We start from the raw sequence: 15,862 nt of genomic DNA, 5'->3' as shown, positions 1-15,862 counted from the left end.
AGATGGCAAAGCAACCAGGATTAGATTTTCAAAGCACACGAGGCGGTAGTAGTGAGCTTAAAAGACGTTTATTATTTGTGCTTTTAGCGCTTATTGTTTTCCGTCTTGGTTCTTACGTTCCGGTTCCTGGTGTTGATACTAAAGCGTTATCGGACTTACTACAAGCATCATCTAATGGTATTGTTGGTATGTTCAATATGTTCTCTGGTGGTGCTTTAAGCCGTGCTTCAATATTTGCTTTAGGGATAATGCCTTATATTTCTGCATCAATCATTGTGCAGTTATTGACATCAATTAATCCTAAATTAGCTGAATTGAAGAAAGAAGGTGAATCAGGTCGTAAGAAAATTAGCCAATATACTCGTTATGGCACACTAGCTTTAGCGATTGTACAAGCAGTCGGTATTGCGACTGGTTTACCGAATATTCCTGGTTATAGTCAAGTTGTGATTAATCCAGGATTTTCTTTCTATTTTATTGCATCGGTTAGCTTAGTTACTGGCACTATGTTTCTTATGTGGTTGGGTGAACAGATCACAGAGCGCGGTGTAGGTAATGGTATTTCTATCATTATCTTTGCTGGTATTGTGGCAAGTCTTCCTCATGCGATATATGAAACAATTGAACAAGCTCGTTCTGGTGATTTGCATCCGATTTTATTATTAGTAATCGCTGCATTAGTGGTTGGTGTGACTTACTTTGTCGTTTTTGTTGAACGTGGTCAACGACGTATTGTCGTTAATTACGCTCAAAGACAACAAGGTCGTCGTGTGTATGCCGCACAAAGTACGCATTTACCTCTTAAAATTAATATGGCAGGTGTAATTCCAGCAATATTTGCTTCAACAATTATTATGTTACCATCAATGATGGCTTCTTGGTTCCAAGGAAATGGTGAAGGATGGAGATATATCTTTGTTCTTATTGGGCAATATTTCTCTCATGATCAACCGTTATACATAATCTTTTTTGCAGCTGCGATTATTTTCTTCTGTTTCTTCTATACCGCATTGGTTTTCAATCCGAGAGAAACAGCAGATCAGTTAAAAAAATCTGGTGCATTTATTCCAGGTATCCGTCCAGGTGAACAAACATCTAAGTATATTGATAAAGTAATGACACGTTTAACGCTAATTGGCGCTATCTACATTACTTTTGTATGTTTGGTACCAATGTTTATGACAAGTGCGATGAAAGTTCCAGTTCAATTTGGTGGAACATCTTTATTAATTGTAGTTGTTGTAATCATGGATTTTATGGCACAAGTACAGACTTTAATGATGCCAAATCGTTATGAGTCAGTGTTAAAGAAAGCGAACCTTAAAGGCTACGGCCGATAAGTTAGCCAGAAGTTACGGAGAAAAACATGAAAGTTCGTGCTTCAGTCAAGAAATTATGCAGAAATTGTAAAATCATCAAACGCAATGGCATCGTTCGTGTTATTTGCATTGAAGGTAAACACAAACAACGTCAAGGTTAATATTATTTAACTGCGAAATTGAACTTTTGCATATTTTACTTGCCAAAGTATAGTAAAGCTGGCTAGAATAGCCAGCCTAAAATTTTTTTGTAGATCCACCGTTTGAGTATCCTGAAAACGGGCTTTTCAGTATGGTGGATTTGCTGAACATTAACAATAAAGGAGTGCATAGTGGCCCGTATAGCAGGCATTAACATTCCTGATCAACAACATACTGTTATTGCGTTACAAGCAATTTATGGTATCGGTAATACCCGCGCTAAGACAATTTGTGCTGAAGCTGGTATTCCTGAACATGTTAAGATCAGAGAACTATCTGAAGATCAGATTGAAAAGTTACGTGAACAAGTCGCTAAATTCACTGTTGAAGGTGATTTACGTCGTGAAGTAACTATGAGTATCAAGCGTTTATTAGACCTTGGTTGTTATCGTGGTGTGCGTCATCGTCGTGGACTTCCTGTCCGTGGTCAACGCACTAAGACTAACGCTCGTACCCGTAAGGGACCGCGTAAGCCAATCAAGAAATAATTGAGGTGATAATAAATGGCAAAGACACCTGTTCGTACACGTAAACGTGTTAAAAAGCAAGTTTCTGATGGTATAGCTCATATTCATGCATCATTTAACAATACAATCGTAACAATTACCGATCGTCAAGGTAATGCGTTGGGTTGGGCAACCGCTGGTGGTTCTGGTTTCCGTGGCTCTCGTAAGTCAACTCCGTTCGCAGCTCAAGTAGCAGCAGAGCGTTGTGCAGAAGCCGTAAAAGACTACGGAATTAAGAATCTAGAAGTTATGGTAAAAGGACCTGGTCCTGGTCGTGAGTCAACAATTCGTGCATTAAATGCAGCGGGTTATCGCATCACTAATATTACTGATGTTACTCCGATTCCTCATAACGGTTGTCGTCCACCAAAGAAACGTCGTGTTTAATTTTTTATTAAACATTGAATGTTTATAGGATTATTGGAGAAAAAAAATGGCAAGATATTTGGGACCAAAGCTCAAATTAAGTCGTCGTGAAGGTACAGATTTATTCCTTAAGTCTGGCGTCCGAGCGGTTGACAGTAAATGTAAGTTAGAACAAGCTCCTGGACAACATGGTGCGCGTAAACCGCGTTTATCAGATTATGGTGTTCAGTTACGCGAAAAACAAAAAGTTAGACGTATTTATGGAATTCTAGAACGTCAATTCCGTAATTACTACAAAAATGCAGCACGTATTAAAGGTAATACAGGTGAAAACTTGTTAGGTCTTTTAGAACGTCGCTTAGATAACGTTGTTTATCGTATGGGATTTGGTGCTACTCGCGCTGAAGCTCGTCAATTAGTTAGTCATAAAGCTGTTCTTGTTAATGGTCACGTTGTTAACATCGCATCTTATCAAGTTTCACCTGAAGATGTGATTAGTGTTCGTGAAAAATCTAAAAAACAAGCACGTATTAAAGCCGCTTTAGAGTTAGCTGAACAACGTGAAAAACCAACATGGTTAGAAGTTGATGCTAGCAAAATGGAAGGTGTGTTCAAACGCTTACCAGAACGTTCAGATTTATCTGCTGACATCAACGAACATTTGATCGTCGAACTTTACTCTAAGTAAAGTTTAGCACTTAAGAGAGGACATAATGCAGGGTTCTGTAACAGAGTTTTTAAAACCTCACCTAGTTGACGTTGTTCAATACAGCCCAACTCATGCAAAAGTGACTTTAGAGCCACTTGAGCGTGGTTTTGGACATACTTTAGGTAATGCACTACGCCGCATTTTATTATCATCTATGCCGGGATATGCAGTGACCGAAGTTGAAATTGACGGTGTTCTGCATGAGTATAGTACTAAAGAAGGCGTTCAAGAAGATGTGCTTGATATTCTGCTTAATTTGAAAAAATTAGCAGTACGTGTACATACTAAAGATGATGTTATGCTGACTTTAAATAAATCAGGGGTAGGTGCGGTAACTGCATCGGATATCACTCACGATGGTGATGTTGAAATTGTAAATCCTGATTTAGTAATTTGTCATCTTACTGATGCCAATGCTTCAATTAGTATGCGTATTCGTGTACAACGAGGACGTGGTTATGTCCCTGCTTCTGCTCGCGTTAAGTCAGAAGATGAAGAGCGACCGATTGGTCGTCTATTAGTTGATGCATGTTATAGCCCAGTCGAGCGTATCGCTTATTCTGTCGATGCGGCTCGTGTGGAACAACGTACCGATTTAGATAAATTAGTTATTGATATGGAAACTAATGGTACGATTGATCCTGAAGAGGCTATTCGTCGTGCTTCAACTATTTTGGCTGAACAACTTGAAGCTTTCGTTGATTTACGTGATGTACGTCAACCTGAAGTTAAAGAAGATAAACCGGAATTTGATCCGATTCTTCTACGTCCAGTAGATGATCTCGAATTAACTGTTCGGTCTGCTAATTGCTTAAAAGCAGAAGCAGTTCATTATATTGGTGATTTAGTACAACGTACCGAAGTTGAGTTACTTAAAACCCCTAATCTTGGTAAGAAATCACTTACTGAAATTAAGGATGTGCTCGCATCTCGTGGTTTGTCTTTAGGCATGCGTCTTGAGAACTGGCCACCAGCAAGTATTGTTGAAGACTAAAATAAAATTTATATAAGAAGGATAAAGTTATGCGCCATCGTAAAAGTGGTCGTCAACTGAACCGAAATAGCAGCCATCGTCAAGCAATGTTTCGTAACATGACTAGTTCACTTGTTGAACATGAAATCATCAAAACTACATTGCCTAAAGCAAAAGAGTTGCGTCGTGTTGTTGAACCGTTAATTACGCTAGCCAAAAGCGATAGCGTAGCTAATCGCCGTTTGGCTTTTGCTCGTATCCGTGATAAAGATACAGTGAAAAAATTATTTTCAGATTTAGGCCCACGTTTTGCTACCCGTCCTGGCGGTTATGTACGCATTTTAAAATGTGGTTTCCGTGATGGAGATAATGCTCCAATGGCTTATATTGAATTAGTTGATCGCCCTGCTGTAGAAGCAGAAGCAGCAGCTGAATAAATAATTAATTAAAGCTTAAAATTAAAACCGGCTAATGAGCCGGTTTTTTATTAGCTAATTATTATAGATTTAACTACCAAAGTTTAATATAAGTACCAGCAATTTTAAGCGGGATGGCAAATGATATAGCCACCATTTTGTCCGTAATTAGTAGGAATTCTTCAAAACATTTTAATGCTATAAGTTAATAATGTGGGGGCGGAGTTTCTTCTGATAAACTTGCTATGTTCGATGTTTGGTTTGCTTGTAATTTTTGTGATAATAACGTTAATTGTTCTTTAAGTTTGCTGATATCGGCTTGTAGATTAACCACCATTTGATTTAATTCTTCAATGGTCATCTCTTGAAATGCAACTTTTGTTTCTAATAATTCCAATTGTTGGTTCATAGTCTGTTACTTAATGGCTATTTAATTTTATATTGTAAGTAAAAGTTATTATAAAATCCATCCTCGTTCTGCAAAAGAGACGTATTCACCTTTACCGATGACGAGATGATCGATAACTCGGACATCAATTAATTCACAAACTTGTTCGATTTTTTTAGTTAATGCACGATCAGCTTGACTTGGTTCAGCTAAGCCTGAAGGATGGTTATGTGCTAAAATTAATGCTGCCGCATTGTATTGCAAGGCTTTTCTAGCGACTTCTCTAGGGTGAACCTCAACGCTGTTGTATGTTCCTACAAACATCTCCTCACAATTAATGACGTGATTCTGGTTATCTAGAAAAATAACCATAAAAATTTCACGATCTTTATCCATTAAACGATTAGCTAGATAATGATGAGTTAAAGTAGGTGATGTAAGATAATCTTCTTTGGTCATTTTAACTTTTAAATAACGATGAGATAGTTCAACCACCGCTTTCAATTGAGTGTATTTAGCTGTTCCCAAACCTTCTTTTTTGCAAAATTCATCATGACTTGCATTCATTAAATGGTAAAAGGAACCGAATTCATTTAATAATTTTTGGGATAACGTTAATACTGGTAAATTACGAGTTCCCGTACGTAAAAAAAGAGCAAGTAATTCAGCATCTGACAGCGCTTCAACACCAAATTGTAATAATTTTTCTCGTGGCATCAAAAGTCTGTATTGTGTTGACATAATTATGGTATTCCCATTTTTTTTAAAATGAGATTATTGATTAATTTTTATAAATTGATAACGAAACAGATGAAAAGTTGTGAAATGGTTCGCAAAGATCGAGACTATTTTACAAAAAAAGCGCTAATCAGCGCTTTTAAAATTCTATTTTATTTAAATATTAGTGACATCCGCAACTGCCGTTTCCACCGCCACAACAACCGCTTTCTTCATCATCGTCATGATCATCGTGACCACCACAACCACAGCCACCATGTCCATGATCGTGTGCACCATGAATATGACCATGAGATATCTCATCAGGTGTCGCTTCACGAATAGCAAGCACTTCAACATTAAAATTTAAGTCTTGGCCAGCTAACATATGGTTACCATCAATAGTAACGGTATCGCCATCAATAGCAGTAATTTCAACAGGTAAAGATCCTTGGTCAGTATCAGCAAAAAAACGCATACCAACTTCGAGGTCATCAACACCAACAAAAACGTCACGCGGTACGTTTTGCACTAATGCATCGTTAAAATCACCATATGGGTTAACTAATTCCACATCAAATTTATCACCAACTTGATGGCCTTCTAAGGCATTTTCAAGGTCTTGTAATAAGTTTCCTGCACCTTGTAAATATTCAAGTGGCGCAGCTGCTGTAGCTTCATCAACTAACACGCCATCTTTTGTACGAACTTTATATGCTAAACTTACAACTGTATTTTTTGCTATTTTCATGTTTTCTCCAACAAACTGTTACTGAGCAAATAATGTTAAATTTTAACGGAAAAAAACGCTTCTGTATGCTATTTTCTTTGTAATTTAGGAAGTTTTAATATTATCTTAGTTATTGATGCGATTTTGGTTTAAAAAAATAACTTTTAACTAATAAATAATCGTTGGATAGCTAATTGAAATCAATTAAGCTGATAATAATAAGTTTAATAAAATTTATAAAAAATGTTGAGGAGAGGGGTTTTTATGTTAGAAATTAATGATTATTTTGATGGAAAAGTGAAGTCTATAGGTTTTGAAAATGGCTCAACGGGTAAAGCCTCTGTTGGTGTGATGATGCCTGGCGAATATGTTTTTAGTACCAATAATCCAGAAGAAATGACAGTGATAACTGGTTCGCTCAAAGTTTTATTACCTACTGCAACTGATTGGCAAATTTTTGAAGCAGGGCAAATTTTTCATGTCGCCAAAGAGAGTCAATTTGATGTGCAAGTCAGCGAGACAACAGTTTATTTGTGTCGTTACTTAGCAAAATAGGCATTCAAATTAAATCTAAGAAAGCTTAATCATTGATAGATTTGCTTTTATGCAATAAAAAAGGCTAATTTTACAATTAGCCTTTCATTAAAATATTTTACTATATTACTTAAGTTCTAATTCATTCATCGCTGCGATACTAAAGCCACCATCAACATGAATGACTTCACCAGTGATACCTGACGATAAATTTGAACATAAGAATGCAGCTGAATTACCTACGTCTTCAATGGTTACTGTACGACGAATAGGGGTTACTGATTCACAATGTGATAACATCTTTTTGAAATCTTTAATTCCTGATGCAGCTAAAGTACGAATAGGGCCAGCAGAAATTGCATTTACACGAATACCTTCAGGTCCCATTGCATTTGCCATATAACGTACATTTGCTTCTAAAGATGCTTTAGCAAGACCCATAACGTTATAATTAGGAATTGCACGTTCAGCGCCTAAATAAGAAAGAGTAACTAATGCTGAGTCAGGATTTAGCATTGAACGACAAGCTTTAGCCATAGCAACAAAGCTATAAGAGCTAATATCATGTGCGATGGCAAAACCTTCACGAGTTACCGCATTAACATAATCACCATCTAATTGATCACCAGGAGCGAAGGCAATTGCATGAACAAAACCATCGAATTTATCCCAAGTTTTAGCTAGCTCTGTAAATAATGTTGTGATGCTTTCATCATGCGCAACATCACAAGGTAAAACGATTTTAGAATTAAAATCAGCAGCAAACTCTTCAACACGGCCTTTTAATTTTTCGCTTTGATAAGTAAAAGCTAATTCTGCGCCTTCACGGTGCATCGCTTTTGCAATACCGTAAGCAATAGAACGATTACTTGCAACGCCGGTAACCAGTATGCGTTTACCTGTTAAAAATCCCATAAATTGTTCCTCTAATATTTTTTACTATATATTCTAGAATGCTGATGATTATATGTTGATATAGTTAACTTCGCTACTATAAATTTATTTTTCCTTATTTAATCGTCATTTTATTTCTAAAAAATAAGTTGTTTATTTGATTAATACTTGACTATAATACTCAACTATTAGATGAAATTGTTGGTACTTCATGATGAAAGATAAAGATTTAGTTTGCTATAAAACGTTACCTGTTTGGGATGTAAAAACTTTACCCGATTTGTTTCGTGAAAAACATAATACACAACTAGGTACTTGGGCAAAATTAAACATTATAAAAGGTCATATCAATTTTGATATGTTAACCGAGCAAGGCGATATCGTTTCTCAATATGTTTTTGATGTTCAGCATCAGCCTCCATTTATTGAGCCTCAGCAATGGCATCGAATAGCTCATGTTTCAGATGATTTGCAGTGCCAGTTGGCTTTTTATTGTCAACCTGAGGATTATAGCCAGAAAAAATATCAGATGACTAAAACCCATTCTGACGTGTTGGAAGTCTGTCAAATCATTCAGGCCGGAAAAGCGCTAGATTTAGGTTGTGGTTCAGGCCGTAATTCACTCTATTTACAGCTACTTGGTTTTGATGTTGATGCCGTTGATAAGTCAGAAATGAGTATTAGTAATTTACAAGAAATTATTGCAAACGATCATTTATCGCATATCAATGCATCTATTTATGATATTAATCAGGCTAATTTAAAAGGTAACTACGATTTAATTATTTCAACTGTTGTAATGATGTTTTTACAACCAGATAGAATTCCCGATATCATTCATAATATGCAAAACATAACTAAAACGGGTGGTTATAATTTAATTGTTTGCGCTATGTCAACTGATGATTTTCCTTGCACTGTAGGATTTTCGTTTACGTTTAAAGAGAATGAGTTACTTAATTATTATCAAAATTGGGACATCCTAAAATACAATGAAGATGTTGGCGAACTGCATAAAACGGATATCAATGGCAACCGAATAAAGCTCCGCTTTGCGACGCTAATAGCCAAAAAACGATAATATTACAGGAATTTATCCTGTAATATCTTTTTAACTAGTTCCCCAGTATCTTACCTACTTCAAACCATGCTTTGCGAGAGTTCAATAGATCTTGAGCAGACATTGGTTTTTTACCAGCAGGTTGTAAAAGTGTCATATTTAATGCGCCATCACTTGTTGCAATACATATTCCTTTTTTATCCGCTTGTAAAATAGTGCCAACAGGTCGATTGTGGGATGTTTTTATCACTTCTGCTTGCCATACCTTTACTGGCTCGCCATTAACGTCAAAATAACTAACAGGCCAAGGATTAAAGGCGCGAATGCAACGTTCCAGTTGCTGTGCAGATAGGTTCCAATCAATTTTAGCTTCTTGTTTAGATAATTTTTCAGCGTAAGTGACCTGTGATGGATCTTGTTTTTCAGGTTGGATTTTTCCTTCGGTAATTAGTGTTAAGGTATCAAGTAGTCCTTCTGGACCTAATTGCGCCAATTTGTTATATAACGTTGCACTGGTATCAGAAGGTTCTATTGGACAGGTGAGTTTATATAACATATCACCCGTATCAAGCCCTGCATCCATTTGCATAATTGTGATACCGGTTAAAGTATCACCAGCCCAACAAGCGCGTTGAATAGGAGCTGCGCCTCGCCATCTTGGTAATAATGAACCATGCACATTTAAACAACCTAGTTTAGGCATATCAAGCACAGCTTGCGGTAAAATAAGACCATAAGCCACCACAATCATAATGTCGGCATTGAGCTCAGCAATGATTTTTTGATTTTCTTCAGTTTTGAGTGTAGCTGGTTGATAAACAGGAAGATGATTTTCGATTGCTAATTGTTTAACCGGACTTGCAGTTAACTTATTGCCACGTCCAGCAGGGCGATCGGGCTGAGTAAAAACTGCAATAACATTATGTTTAGCATCAATTAATGCTTTTAAATGGGTAGCGGCAAAATCAGGCGTACCAGCAAAAATAATCTTTAGGGGATTTGTTGTGTGTGACATGCGTAATATATCCATAATCAAAATATGACAGATATTATACTTTAAATTGACCTAATAATCCTTAATCACATCACTGTACTCATAATGGATATCATATGTATACCGAGTAAAGGTGGTTATAGCGTTAAGTAATCTTGAATCATAGCGAAATCTCATAATAGCTGATGAAAAGTTTATGGATAAAATAATAGTAAAAATCCACAAACAACTTAGCAACCTTATATTTAACCAATTAATTATGTTTTTATTTTACTTAAAATGGAAAAAATATTGGTACCAACGCTATATCAACTAACATAACCAAAAAGGTTAACGGCACACCAACTTTAACAAAATCACTAAAGCTATATCCACCAGGTGCAACAACCATTGTTTTTACAGGTGATGAAACAGGTGTAATAAACGATGCAGATGTCGCAATAGCAACGGTCATAGCAAATGGATAGGGTGAATATCCAAATTTTATTGCTAAATCAATCGCAATTGGTGCAATTAAAATTGCGGTTGCGGTATTAGAAATAAACAATCCTACCGTTGAGCATAATAAAAAGATAAAAGTTAACACCATGTAAGGGCCAAATGAACGTAAGTGGATTTCAAGCCATTGTGATATGAGCGAAATCCCTCCCGTCTTATTTAATGCTACCGCGAAAGGCATCATACCAATAATGAGAATTAATGTTGGCCAATGAATTGATTTATAAGCATTTGCCATATCAATACAGCGGGTGGCACCCATTAATAAACAAGCAATCAGTGCAGCAACAACATTTGGGACAATACCTGTCACCATTAAAATAATCATTACCGCTAGATTAAATAGTGCGATAAAAGCCTGAGAGCTTGCTGGTGCAACATCATCAATGTCTGATGGGTAATCAAGTACCACAAAATCACTAGTCCGAGTTTGTAGTTTTTGTATAGATCCCCAGTCTCCGCATACCAAAAGTGTATCGCTCATTTCTAGTCGTTCTTGGAATAGGTTATTGGTTTCAACTGGTGCATGGTTTCGCCAGATTCCAATAACGGTCAGAAAATATTTTTCCCTAAAATCAATTTCATTAAGAGTCTTTCCACATAATGATGATTCAGGCAGCAATGCAACTTCAGCCATACCGACTTCTTTGACTTGTTCTGAAAAATATTCACCACGTAATACTTTTGGTTCAAGATTGTTAGTGGTTAGAAATGTGCGATAGTCAGCTTCGGAATGAGACATGTCCAATAAAAGAATATCGTTTTCTCTAAATTCAGTACTACCATTTACAGGGATGAGCACTTTTTGGAATTTTCGCCAACGTTCAATACCAATTACATTTACACCATGCTCAGTACGTAAATGTAATCCATCAATGGTTCGCCCAACAAAAGGAGAACCAGCAAGAATTTGCGCGCGGTGAGCTCGGCCAATTAATTTATAATCTCTAATTAAATCGGTAATTTTACGTCTTTGAGGTAAACTATTGTTAGCGGTGACTTGGTCCGCTGTAAGTAACCAATTGCGTGTTAATAAACAATAAATCACACCAACAACTAATACGCCAAGGCCTATTGGCGTAATTGAAAAGAAGCCAAACTCGGTTAATGCAGCTCGGCTAAGTTCACTATTTACTACAAGGTTTGGAGCTGTTGCGACAAGAGTCATCATGCCACTAATTAATGCTGCAATACACAGTGGCATCATCAATTTTTTTACATGGATACCTGTATGGTTAGCAATACTGATAGCAACAGGAATAAAGATTGCAACTACACCAGTTGAGCTCATAACCGAACCCAGTAAAGCTACACCTAACATAATAAAGGTAATAATTCGAATATCATTTTTACCTGCTGCTTTTAAGATATACTCACTCATTTTGTAAGAGATACCCGTTCTTACTAAACTTTCACCGATTACGAATAACAGTGCAATGAGGATAATATTGGGATCGCTAAATCCCGCAAGCGCTTCAGCCGGAGTTAATACACCCGTGACGGTAATTGCAGTTATCGTCAATAACGCAATAATATCCATTCTTAATTTACTGAATGAAAACAATAAAATCGCAATAAAAAGTAACAAACAAACAGTAATGAGTGGGTAATATTCGATTATATAATTAGGTAAAAGAGCAGACATTGATGATAAAAAACTATGTCCAGATGACGAATGTTCCACAAAAGGTAGCTCATGAAGTTGATTATATTTTTGACATAATACCTTGATTTATTGTAATAGGGAATATCTTGAAGTAAAGATTCTTAAGTATCAACTATGGTTAAAATGACATTTTTAACATTTTTTGCTGTTTTATTTTTAAGCTCTTCGCATTCATAAAACTTAGGTGTAATTTAGTCAACTTGATGCGTTTAATTTTAAAACCATATTTAGGAGTCAATATGTCATCAAAAAAGTCTGTTGCGGAAATTATTATTGAAGTGTTATCTCAAGCGGGGGTTAAACATTGTTATGGTATTGTTGGAGATACCTTAAATCAAATTACGTCTGCTATCAAAAAAAGTGATATTGAATGGGTACATGTTCGTCATGAAGAAGTGGGTGCTTTTGCTGCAGGAGCTGAAGCTTATCTTACCGATCAAATAACTGCTTGTGCTGGTTCTTGTGGACCAGGAAGCCTACATTTTATAAATGGTATTTATGAAGCACAACGCAATAAAGTACCGTTGGTTTTACTGGCTAGCCAGTTAGTTACCTCTCAACAAGGAACTGATTTTCCGCAAGAGGTTGATTTTGAATCTATTTATAAAAACTGTTCTGTCTTTTGTCAGCAAATTTCGGATCCAACACAAGCACGACGAATTACTACAGCGGCTGTACAAGCAGCAATAAATCAACGAGGTGTTGCTGTTATAGTTATTCCTTATAATATAAGTTTAGTCAAAGTTGAAGATAATAGTGGACATAAAATTTTTCACCCGAAACCAGTAATTCGGCCATCTGATGAAGAGCTTGCACAAATTTCCGAAATTCTAAATAAAAATAGTAAAGTGGCAATATTTGCAGGTCATGGAGTATCAGAAGCTCATGATGAATTAGTTGCGTTAGCAAAAAAATTAAAGTCACCAATTGTTCATACTTCAAGAGCTAAAGATTTCGTCGAATATGATAATCCGTATAACGTTGGTATGACAGGGATGTTTGGTATGGAGTCTGGCGCAACGGCGATAAAAGAGTGTGATGTGCTTTTGATGTTTGGTGTTGATTTTGCGTGGTCACAATTTTATCCAGATGACGCAACAATTATTCAGGTAGATATCGATGCAACTCATCTTGGTCATCGCCATAGTGTAGATATTGGTGTTGTAGGTGCAAGTAAACCAACCCTAGCCGCTTTATTGCCATTAGTTAATGAAAAAGCAGACAGTGCATTTTTAGATAAATGTCGTGAATTACACACTAAAGCAATTGATAAATTAGGTAAGAAAGCGATACCATCAAAAACGGTTATTCACCCTCAATATTTAACCGAATTGATTGATAAATATGCCAATGATGATGCCGTACTATGTGCAGATGTTGGTTCTGCTATGGTTTGGGCTTGCCGTCATTTTTCAACCAATGGTAAAAGACGGACCGTTATTAGTTTAAAACATGGCTCTATGGCCAATGCGATGCCACAAGCATTAGGTGTACAAAAAGCTTTTCCTAATCGTCAAGTCATTACCTTATCAGGAGATGGTGGTATTAGTATGTTGTTAGGCGATTTGTTAACCACAATCCAAGAAAACCTGCCAATTAAAGTTGTTGTGCTTAATAATAGCTCACTTAACTTTGTTGAATTGGAACAAAAATCAGAAGGGCTTGTCGATCACTATACTGATTTAAAAAATCCTGATTTTGCTAAAGTAGCTGAAGCGATGGGATTATTTGCTATTCGTGTCGATAATTCAGATTTGCTTGAAGCCGCGGTGCAATCATTTTTAGCTCACCCTGGACCTGCATTATTAGATGTTAAGACAAACGAATATGAATTAGTTATGCCGCCTGAAATTCATACTTCACAAGTAATGGGAATGGCGCTTTATAGTGTAAAGGCATCATTGAGTGGCAAAATGAAAGATGTGGTTAATTTGTTGGTTGATAATTTTGTAAAAAAATAGACTAAGCAATAGATAAAAAAAGTTGAGGAACGGGGTTTTTAGGGGGATTTTTACGATATCTGCCGCATTTTGCGGCAGATAAGTTGGATTAAAAACTAACAGCGCCTTCTTCAGCTGAAGATAAATTTTCTCTAACAACTGTATAAAGTTCTCGACCAAAACCTTTATGGGAATCGGTTAAATCGATTGGTGCTGGACTGCGTTTTGCGAGTTCAGCTTCATCAACTAATAGTGTTATTTCACCGGTTTGACCATTGACTCTGATCATATCACCTTGTTCAACTTTGCTTAATAATCCACCGGCATAGGCTTCAGGTGTAACATGAATAGCTGCCGGTACTTTGCCTGATGCGCCAGATAGCCGTCCATCAGTTAATAACGCAACTTTATAGCCGCGATCTTGTAAAACACCCAATGGTGTTATTAATTTATGTAGCTCTGGCATACCGATAGCTTTTGGACCTTGATAACGAACAACTACAACACAGTCTTTGTTGAGGTTGCCGGCTTTATATTCTGCATCTAAATCATACTGACTATTAAAGACTACTGCAGGTGCTTCGATAATTTGGTGCTCATCGGTAACAGCAGACGTTTTCATTATCGCTCTCCCTAAATTGCCAGACATCACTTTTAAACCACCATGAGAGTTGAAAGGTTTTTTTATTGAAGCAATCACATTTTCATCTAAAGATTCTTTAGGACCTTCGCGGAAGATGAGTTTACCATTTTCTAAAATTGGCTCTTTCGTGTAACGGCTCAGTCCATGGCCAACTACAGTTTCAACATCTTCATGTAACAAACCACCGGATAATAGTTCTCGGACCAATAATGAAGTTCCACCTGCTGCTTGGAAGTAGTTAATGTCGGCCGGCCCATTAGGGTATATTCGGCTCAATAACGGAACAACTGTTGATAAGTCTGAAATATCGTCCCAATTAATAACAATACCAGCCGCTTTAGCCATAGCGACAATGTGCATAGTCAAATTGGTTGAGCCACCTGTGGCTAAAAGCGCAACTAAACCATTAACAATTACTTTTTCATCCACCATTTTACCAACTGGCATATAATTTCCTGATTGGTTAGTTAAACGAGTGATTTGTCTTGCAGCAGCATTGGTTAGTTCATTGCGTAATGTTGTTTCAGGATGAACAAAAGCGGCTCCAGGTAAATGTAATCCCATTAATTCAATGACCATTTGGTTACTATTTGCGGTGCCATAAAACGTACAAGTTCCGCTGGTATGGTATGAGGCTGATTCAGATTCTAATAAATCTTCGCGAGAAGCTTTTCCTTCTGAATAAAGTTGACGAATGCGAACTTTCTCTTTATTTGGTAAACCTGAAGGCATCGGTCCAGAAGGAACAAAGATAGCGGGTAAATGCCCAAAAGATAGGGCTCCAATAAATAATCCAGGTAAAATTTTATCGCAGACTCCTAGATACAGTGCGCCATCAAACATATTATGTGATAACCCAACAGCAACAGACATTGCAATCACATCTCGACTCATTAGCGAAATTTCCATACCCGGTTCGCCTTGGGTTACACCATCACACATAGCTGGTACCCCTCCAGCCATTTGGCCAACAGCGCCGACTTCATGTAGCACTTTTCGAATTTGTTCTGGATAAAATTCATAAGGTTTATGTGCTGATAACATATCGTTATAAGAACTGATAATACCGATATTACTTTTTAATATATTTTTAAGATCATTTTTCTCATCGAGGCAACAAGCGGCAAAGCCATGAGCTAAGTTACTACAAGGCAAACTTGCTCGGGTAACTTTCTTTAACATAGCATGTTCTATTTTTTGCAGATAAGCTTCACGTGTTGCTTTAGAGCGATTAATAATGCGCTGAGTTACAGCTAAAATAGTGGAATTCACATTAACCTCTTAGATTATATTTATTATAATTTCTGA

The 15,862-nt window shown here is 36.8% G+C and carries 17 protein-coding genes; 10 read left to right on the top strand and 7 right to left on the bottom strand.

Annotated elements, in window-relative coordinates:
- The first annotated feature begins 2 nt into the window (after positions 1 to 2).
- From secY to rplQ, 7 genes are all read left to right on the top strand, one after another.
- On the top strand, positions 3 to 1,340 hold the full coding sequence (secY, locus tag J3U23_RS09605) for a preprotein translocase subunit SecY (protein WP_065562939.1): 1,338 nt from the start codon (positions 3 to 5) through the stop codon (positions 1,338 to 1,340).
- Between the two features lie 26 nt (positions 1,341 to 1,366).
- A complete protein-coding gene (gene rpmJ, locus J3U23_RS09600; RefSeq protein ID WP_034884218.1) occupies positions 1,367 to 1,480 on the top strand; it encodes a 50S ribosomal protein L36 in 114 nt (37 codons plus the stop codon).
- A 171-nt stretch (positions 1,481 to 1,651) separates the two neighbouring features.
- On the top strand, positions 1,652 to 2,008 hold the full coding sequence (rpsM, locus tag J3U23_RS09595) for a 30S ribosomal protein S13 (RefSeq protein ID WP_034884217.1): 357 nt from the start codon (positions 1,652 to 1,654) through the stop codon (positions 2,006 to 2,008).
- Between the two features lie 15 nt (positions 2,009 to 2,023).
- Positions 2,024 to 2,413: a 30S ribosomal protein S11 gene (gene rpsK / locus J3U23_RS09590; RefSeq protein ID WP_025314405.1), complete on the top strand. Its 390-nt coding sequence runs from the start codon at positions 2,024 to 2,026 to the stop codon at positions 2,411 to 2,413.
- 46 nt (positions 2,414 to 2,459) lie between these two features.
- Entirely contained in the window at positions 2,460 to 3,080 is a 621-nt protein-coding gene (gene rpsD, locus J3U23_RS09585) for a 30S ribosomal protein S4 (protein ID WP_065558591.1), read from the top strand.
- Positions 3,081 to 3,105: 25 nt separating this feature from the next.
- The gene (locus J3U23_RS09580; protein WP_065562938.1) at positions 3,106 to 4,095 is read left to right on the top strand and encodes a DNA-directed RNA polymerase subunit alpha; all 990 of its coding nucleotides are present in this window, start codon (positions 3,106 to 3,108) and stop codon (positions 4,093 to 4,095) included.
- 29 nt (positions 4,096 to 4,124) lie between these two features.
- Positions 4,125 to 4,511 (top strand): 50S ribosomal protein L17, encoded by a 387-nt coding sequence (gene rplQ, locus J3U23_RS09575; protein WP_034884211.1) that lies wholly within the window; start codon positions 4,125 to 4,127, stop codon positions 4,509 to 4,511.
- 184 nt (positions 4,512 to 4,695) lie between these two features.
- Here the strand turns inward: rplQ and J3U23_RS09570 are convergent, their stop codons facing one another.
- The 3 genes from J3U23_RS09570 to slyD all read right to left on the bottom strand — a co-directional run bounded on the left by J3U23_RS09570 (position 4,696) and on the right by slyD (position 6,346).
- Complete coding sequence (locus J3U23_RS09570) at positions 4,696 to 4,899, bottom strand: SlyX family protein (RefSeq protein WP_220225311.1); 204 nt, start codon at positions 4,897 to 4,899, stop codon at positions 4,696 to 4,698.
- Positions 4,900 to 4,947: 48 nt separating this feature from the next.
- Complete coding sequence (gene radC, locus J3U23_RS09565; RefSeq protein ID WP_267339127.1) at positions 4,948 to 5,619, bottom strand: RadC family protein; 672 nt, start codon at positions 5,617 to 5,619, stop codon at positions 4,948 to 4,950.
- A gap of 160 nt (positions 5,620 to 5,779) precedes the next feature.
- Positions 5,780 to 6,346, bottom strand: a complete 567-nt coding sequence (gene slyD, locus J3U23_RS09560; RefSeq protein WP_065562935.1) for a peptidylprolyl isomerase — start codon at positions 6,344 to 6,346, stop codon at positions 5,780 to 5,782.
- A 243-nt stretch (positions 6,347 to 6,589) separates the two neighbouring features.
- On the opposite strand from slyD, the gene ppnP reads away from it, so the two are divergent.
- On the top strand, positions 6,590 to 6,880 hold the full coding sequence (gene ppnP / locus J3U23_RS09555; RefSeq protein ID WP_065562934.1) for a pyrimidine/purine nucleoside phosphorylase: 291 nt from the start codon (positions 6,590 to 6,592) through the stop codon (positions 6,878 to 6,880).
- 105 nt (positions 6,881 to 6,985) lie between these two features.
- On the opposite strand, the gene fabI is transcribed toward ppnP, so the two are convergent.
- On the bottom strand, positions 6,986 to 7,774 hold the full coding sequence (fabI, locus tag J3U23_RS09550; protein WP_065562933.1) for an enoyl-ACP reductase FabI: 789 nt from the start codon (positions 7,772 to 7,774) through the stop codon (positions 6,986 to 6,988).
- Positions 7,775 to 7,964: 190 nt separating this feature from the next.
- On the opposite strand from fabI, the gene tehB reads away from it, so the two are divergent.
- Positions 7,965 to 8,834, top strand: a complete 870-nt coding sequence (gene tehB / locus J3U23_RS09545) for an SAM-dependent methyltransferase TehB (RefSeq protein ID WP_267339126.1) — start codon at positions 7,965 to 7,967, stop codon at positions 8,832 to 8,834.
- A gap of 34 nt (positions 8,835 to 8,868) precedes the next feature.
- Here tehB and fmt read toward each other — a convergent pair whose 3' ends face one another.
- Both fmt and J3U23_RS09535 read right to left on the bottom strand, forming a co-directional pair.
- Positions 8,869 to 9,828, bottom strand: coding sequence for a methionyl-tRNA formyltransferase (gene fmt / locus J3U23_RS09540; protein WP_267339124.1), 960 nt, complete (start codon positions 9,826 to 9,828; stop codon positions 8,869 to 8,871).
- Positions 9,829 to 10,081: 253 nt separating this feature from the next.
- Positions 10,082 to 11,950 (bottom strand): SLC13 family permease, encoded by a 1,869-nt coding sequence (locus tag J3U23_RS09535; RefSeq protein WP_065562930.1) that lies wholly within the window; start codon positions 11,948 to 11,950, stop codon positions 10,082 to 10,084.
- A gap of 260 nt (positions 11,951 to 12,210) precedes the next feature.
- On the opposite strand from J3U23_RS09535, the gene J3U23_RS09530 reads away from it, so the two are divergent.
- Complete coding sequence (locus J3U23_RS09530; RefSeq protein ID WP_267339122.1) at positions 12,211 to 13,932, top strand: thiamine pyrophosphate-dependent enzyme; 1,722 nt, start codon at positions 12,211 to 12,213, stop codon at positions 13,930 to 13,932.
- Between the two features lie 88 nt (positions 13,933 to 14,020).
- Here J3U23_RS09530 and edd read toward each other — a convergent pair whose 3' ends face one another.
- The gene (edd, locus tag J3U23_RS09525; RefSeq protein ID WP_065734970.1) at positions 14,021 to 15,826 is read right to left on the bottom strand and encodes a phosphogluconate dehydratase; all 1,806 of its coding nucleotides are present in this window, start codon (positions 15,824 to 15,826) and stop codon (positions 14,021 to 14,023) included.
- Positions 15,827 to 15,862 lie beyond the last annotated feature (36 nt).

It is taken from the genome of Gilliamella sp. B3367 (assembly GCF_026536825.1).
GTDB lineage: Bacteria > Pseudomonadota > Gammaproteobacteria > Enterobacterales > Orbaceae > Gilliamella > Gilliamella apicola_E.
This window is presented reverse-complemented; position numbering and strand designations above follow the sequence as displayed.

What these genes read in the sequence shown, in the direction of transcription:
- secY (WP_065562939.1), top strand. Translation starts at nt 3, where the DNA reads ATGGCAAAGCAACCAGGATTAGATTTTCAAAGCACACGAGGCGGTAGT.
- rpmJ (WP_034884218.1), top strand. Translation starts at nt 1,367, where the DNA reads ATGAAAGTTCGTGCTTCAGTCAAGAAATTATGCAGAAATTGTAAAATC.
- rpsK (WP_025314405.1), top strand. Translation starts at nt 2,024, where the DNA reads ATGGCAAAGACACCTGTTCGTACACGTAAACGTGTTAAAAAGCAAGTT.
- rpsD (WP_065558591.1), top strand. Translation starts at nt 2,460, where the DNA reads ATGGCAAGATATTTGGGACCAAAGCTCAAATTAAGTCGTCGTGAAGGT.
- J3U23_RS09580 (WP_065562938.1), top strand. Translation starts at nt 3,106, where the DNA reads ATGCAGGGTTCTGTAACAGAGTTTTTAAAACCTCACCTAGTTGACGTT.
- rplQ (WP_034884211.1), top strand. Translation starts at nt 4,125, where the DNA reads ATGCGCCATCGTAAAAGTGGTCGTCAACTGAACCGAAATAGCAGCCAT.
- J3U23_RS09570 (WP_220225311.1), bottom strand. Translation starts at nt 4,899, where the DNA reads ATGAACCAACAATTGGAATTATTAGAAACAAAAGTTGCATTTCAAGAG.
- radC (WP_267339127.1), bottom strand. Translation starts at nt 5,619, where the DNA reads ATGTCAACACAATACAGACTTTTGATGCCACGAGAAAAATTATTACAA.
- slyD (WP_065562935.1), bottom strand. Translation starts at nt 6,346, where the DNA reads ATGAAAATAGCAAAAAATACAGTTGTAAGTTTAGCATATAAAGTTCGT.
- ppnP (WP_065562934.1), top strand. Translation starts at nt 6,590, where the DNA reads ATGTTAGAAATTAATGATTATTTTGATGGAAAAGTGAAGTCTATAGGT.
- fabI (WP_065562933.1), bottom strand. Translation starts at nt 7,774, where the DNA reads ATGGGATTTTTAACAGGTAAACGCATACTGGTTACCGGCGTTGCAAGT.
- tehB (WP_267339126.1), top strand. Translation starts at nt 7,965, where the DNA reads ATGATGAAAGATAAAGATTTAGTTTGCTATAAAACGTTACCTGTTTGG.
- fmt (WP_267339124.1), bottom strand. Translation starts at nt 9,828, where the DNA reads ATGTCACACACAACAAATCCCCTAAAGATTATTTTTGCTGGTACGCCT.
- J3U23_RS09535 (WP_065562930.1), bottom strand. Translation starts at nt 11,950, where the DNA reads ATGTCTGCTCTTTTACCTAATTATATAATCGAATATTACCCACTCATT.
- J3U23_RS09530 (WP_267339122.1), top strand. Translation starts at nt 12,211, where the DNA reads ATGTCATCAAAAAAGTCTGTTGCGGAAATTATTATTGAAGTGTTATCT.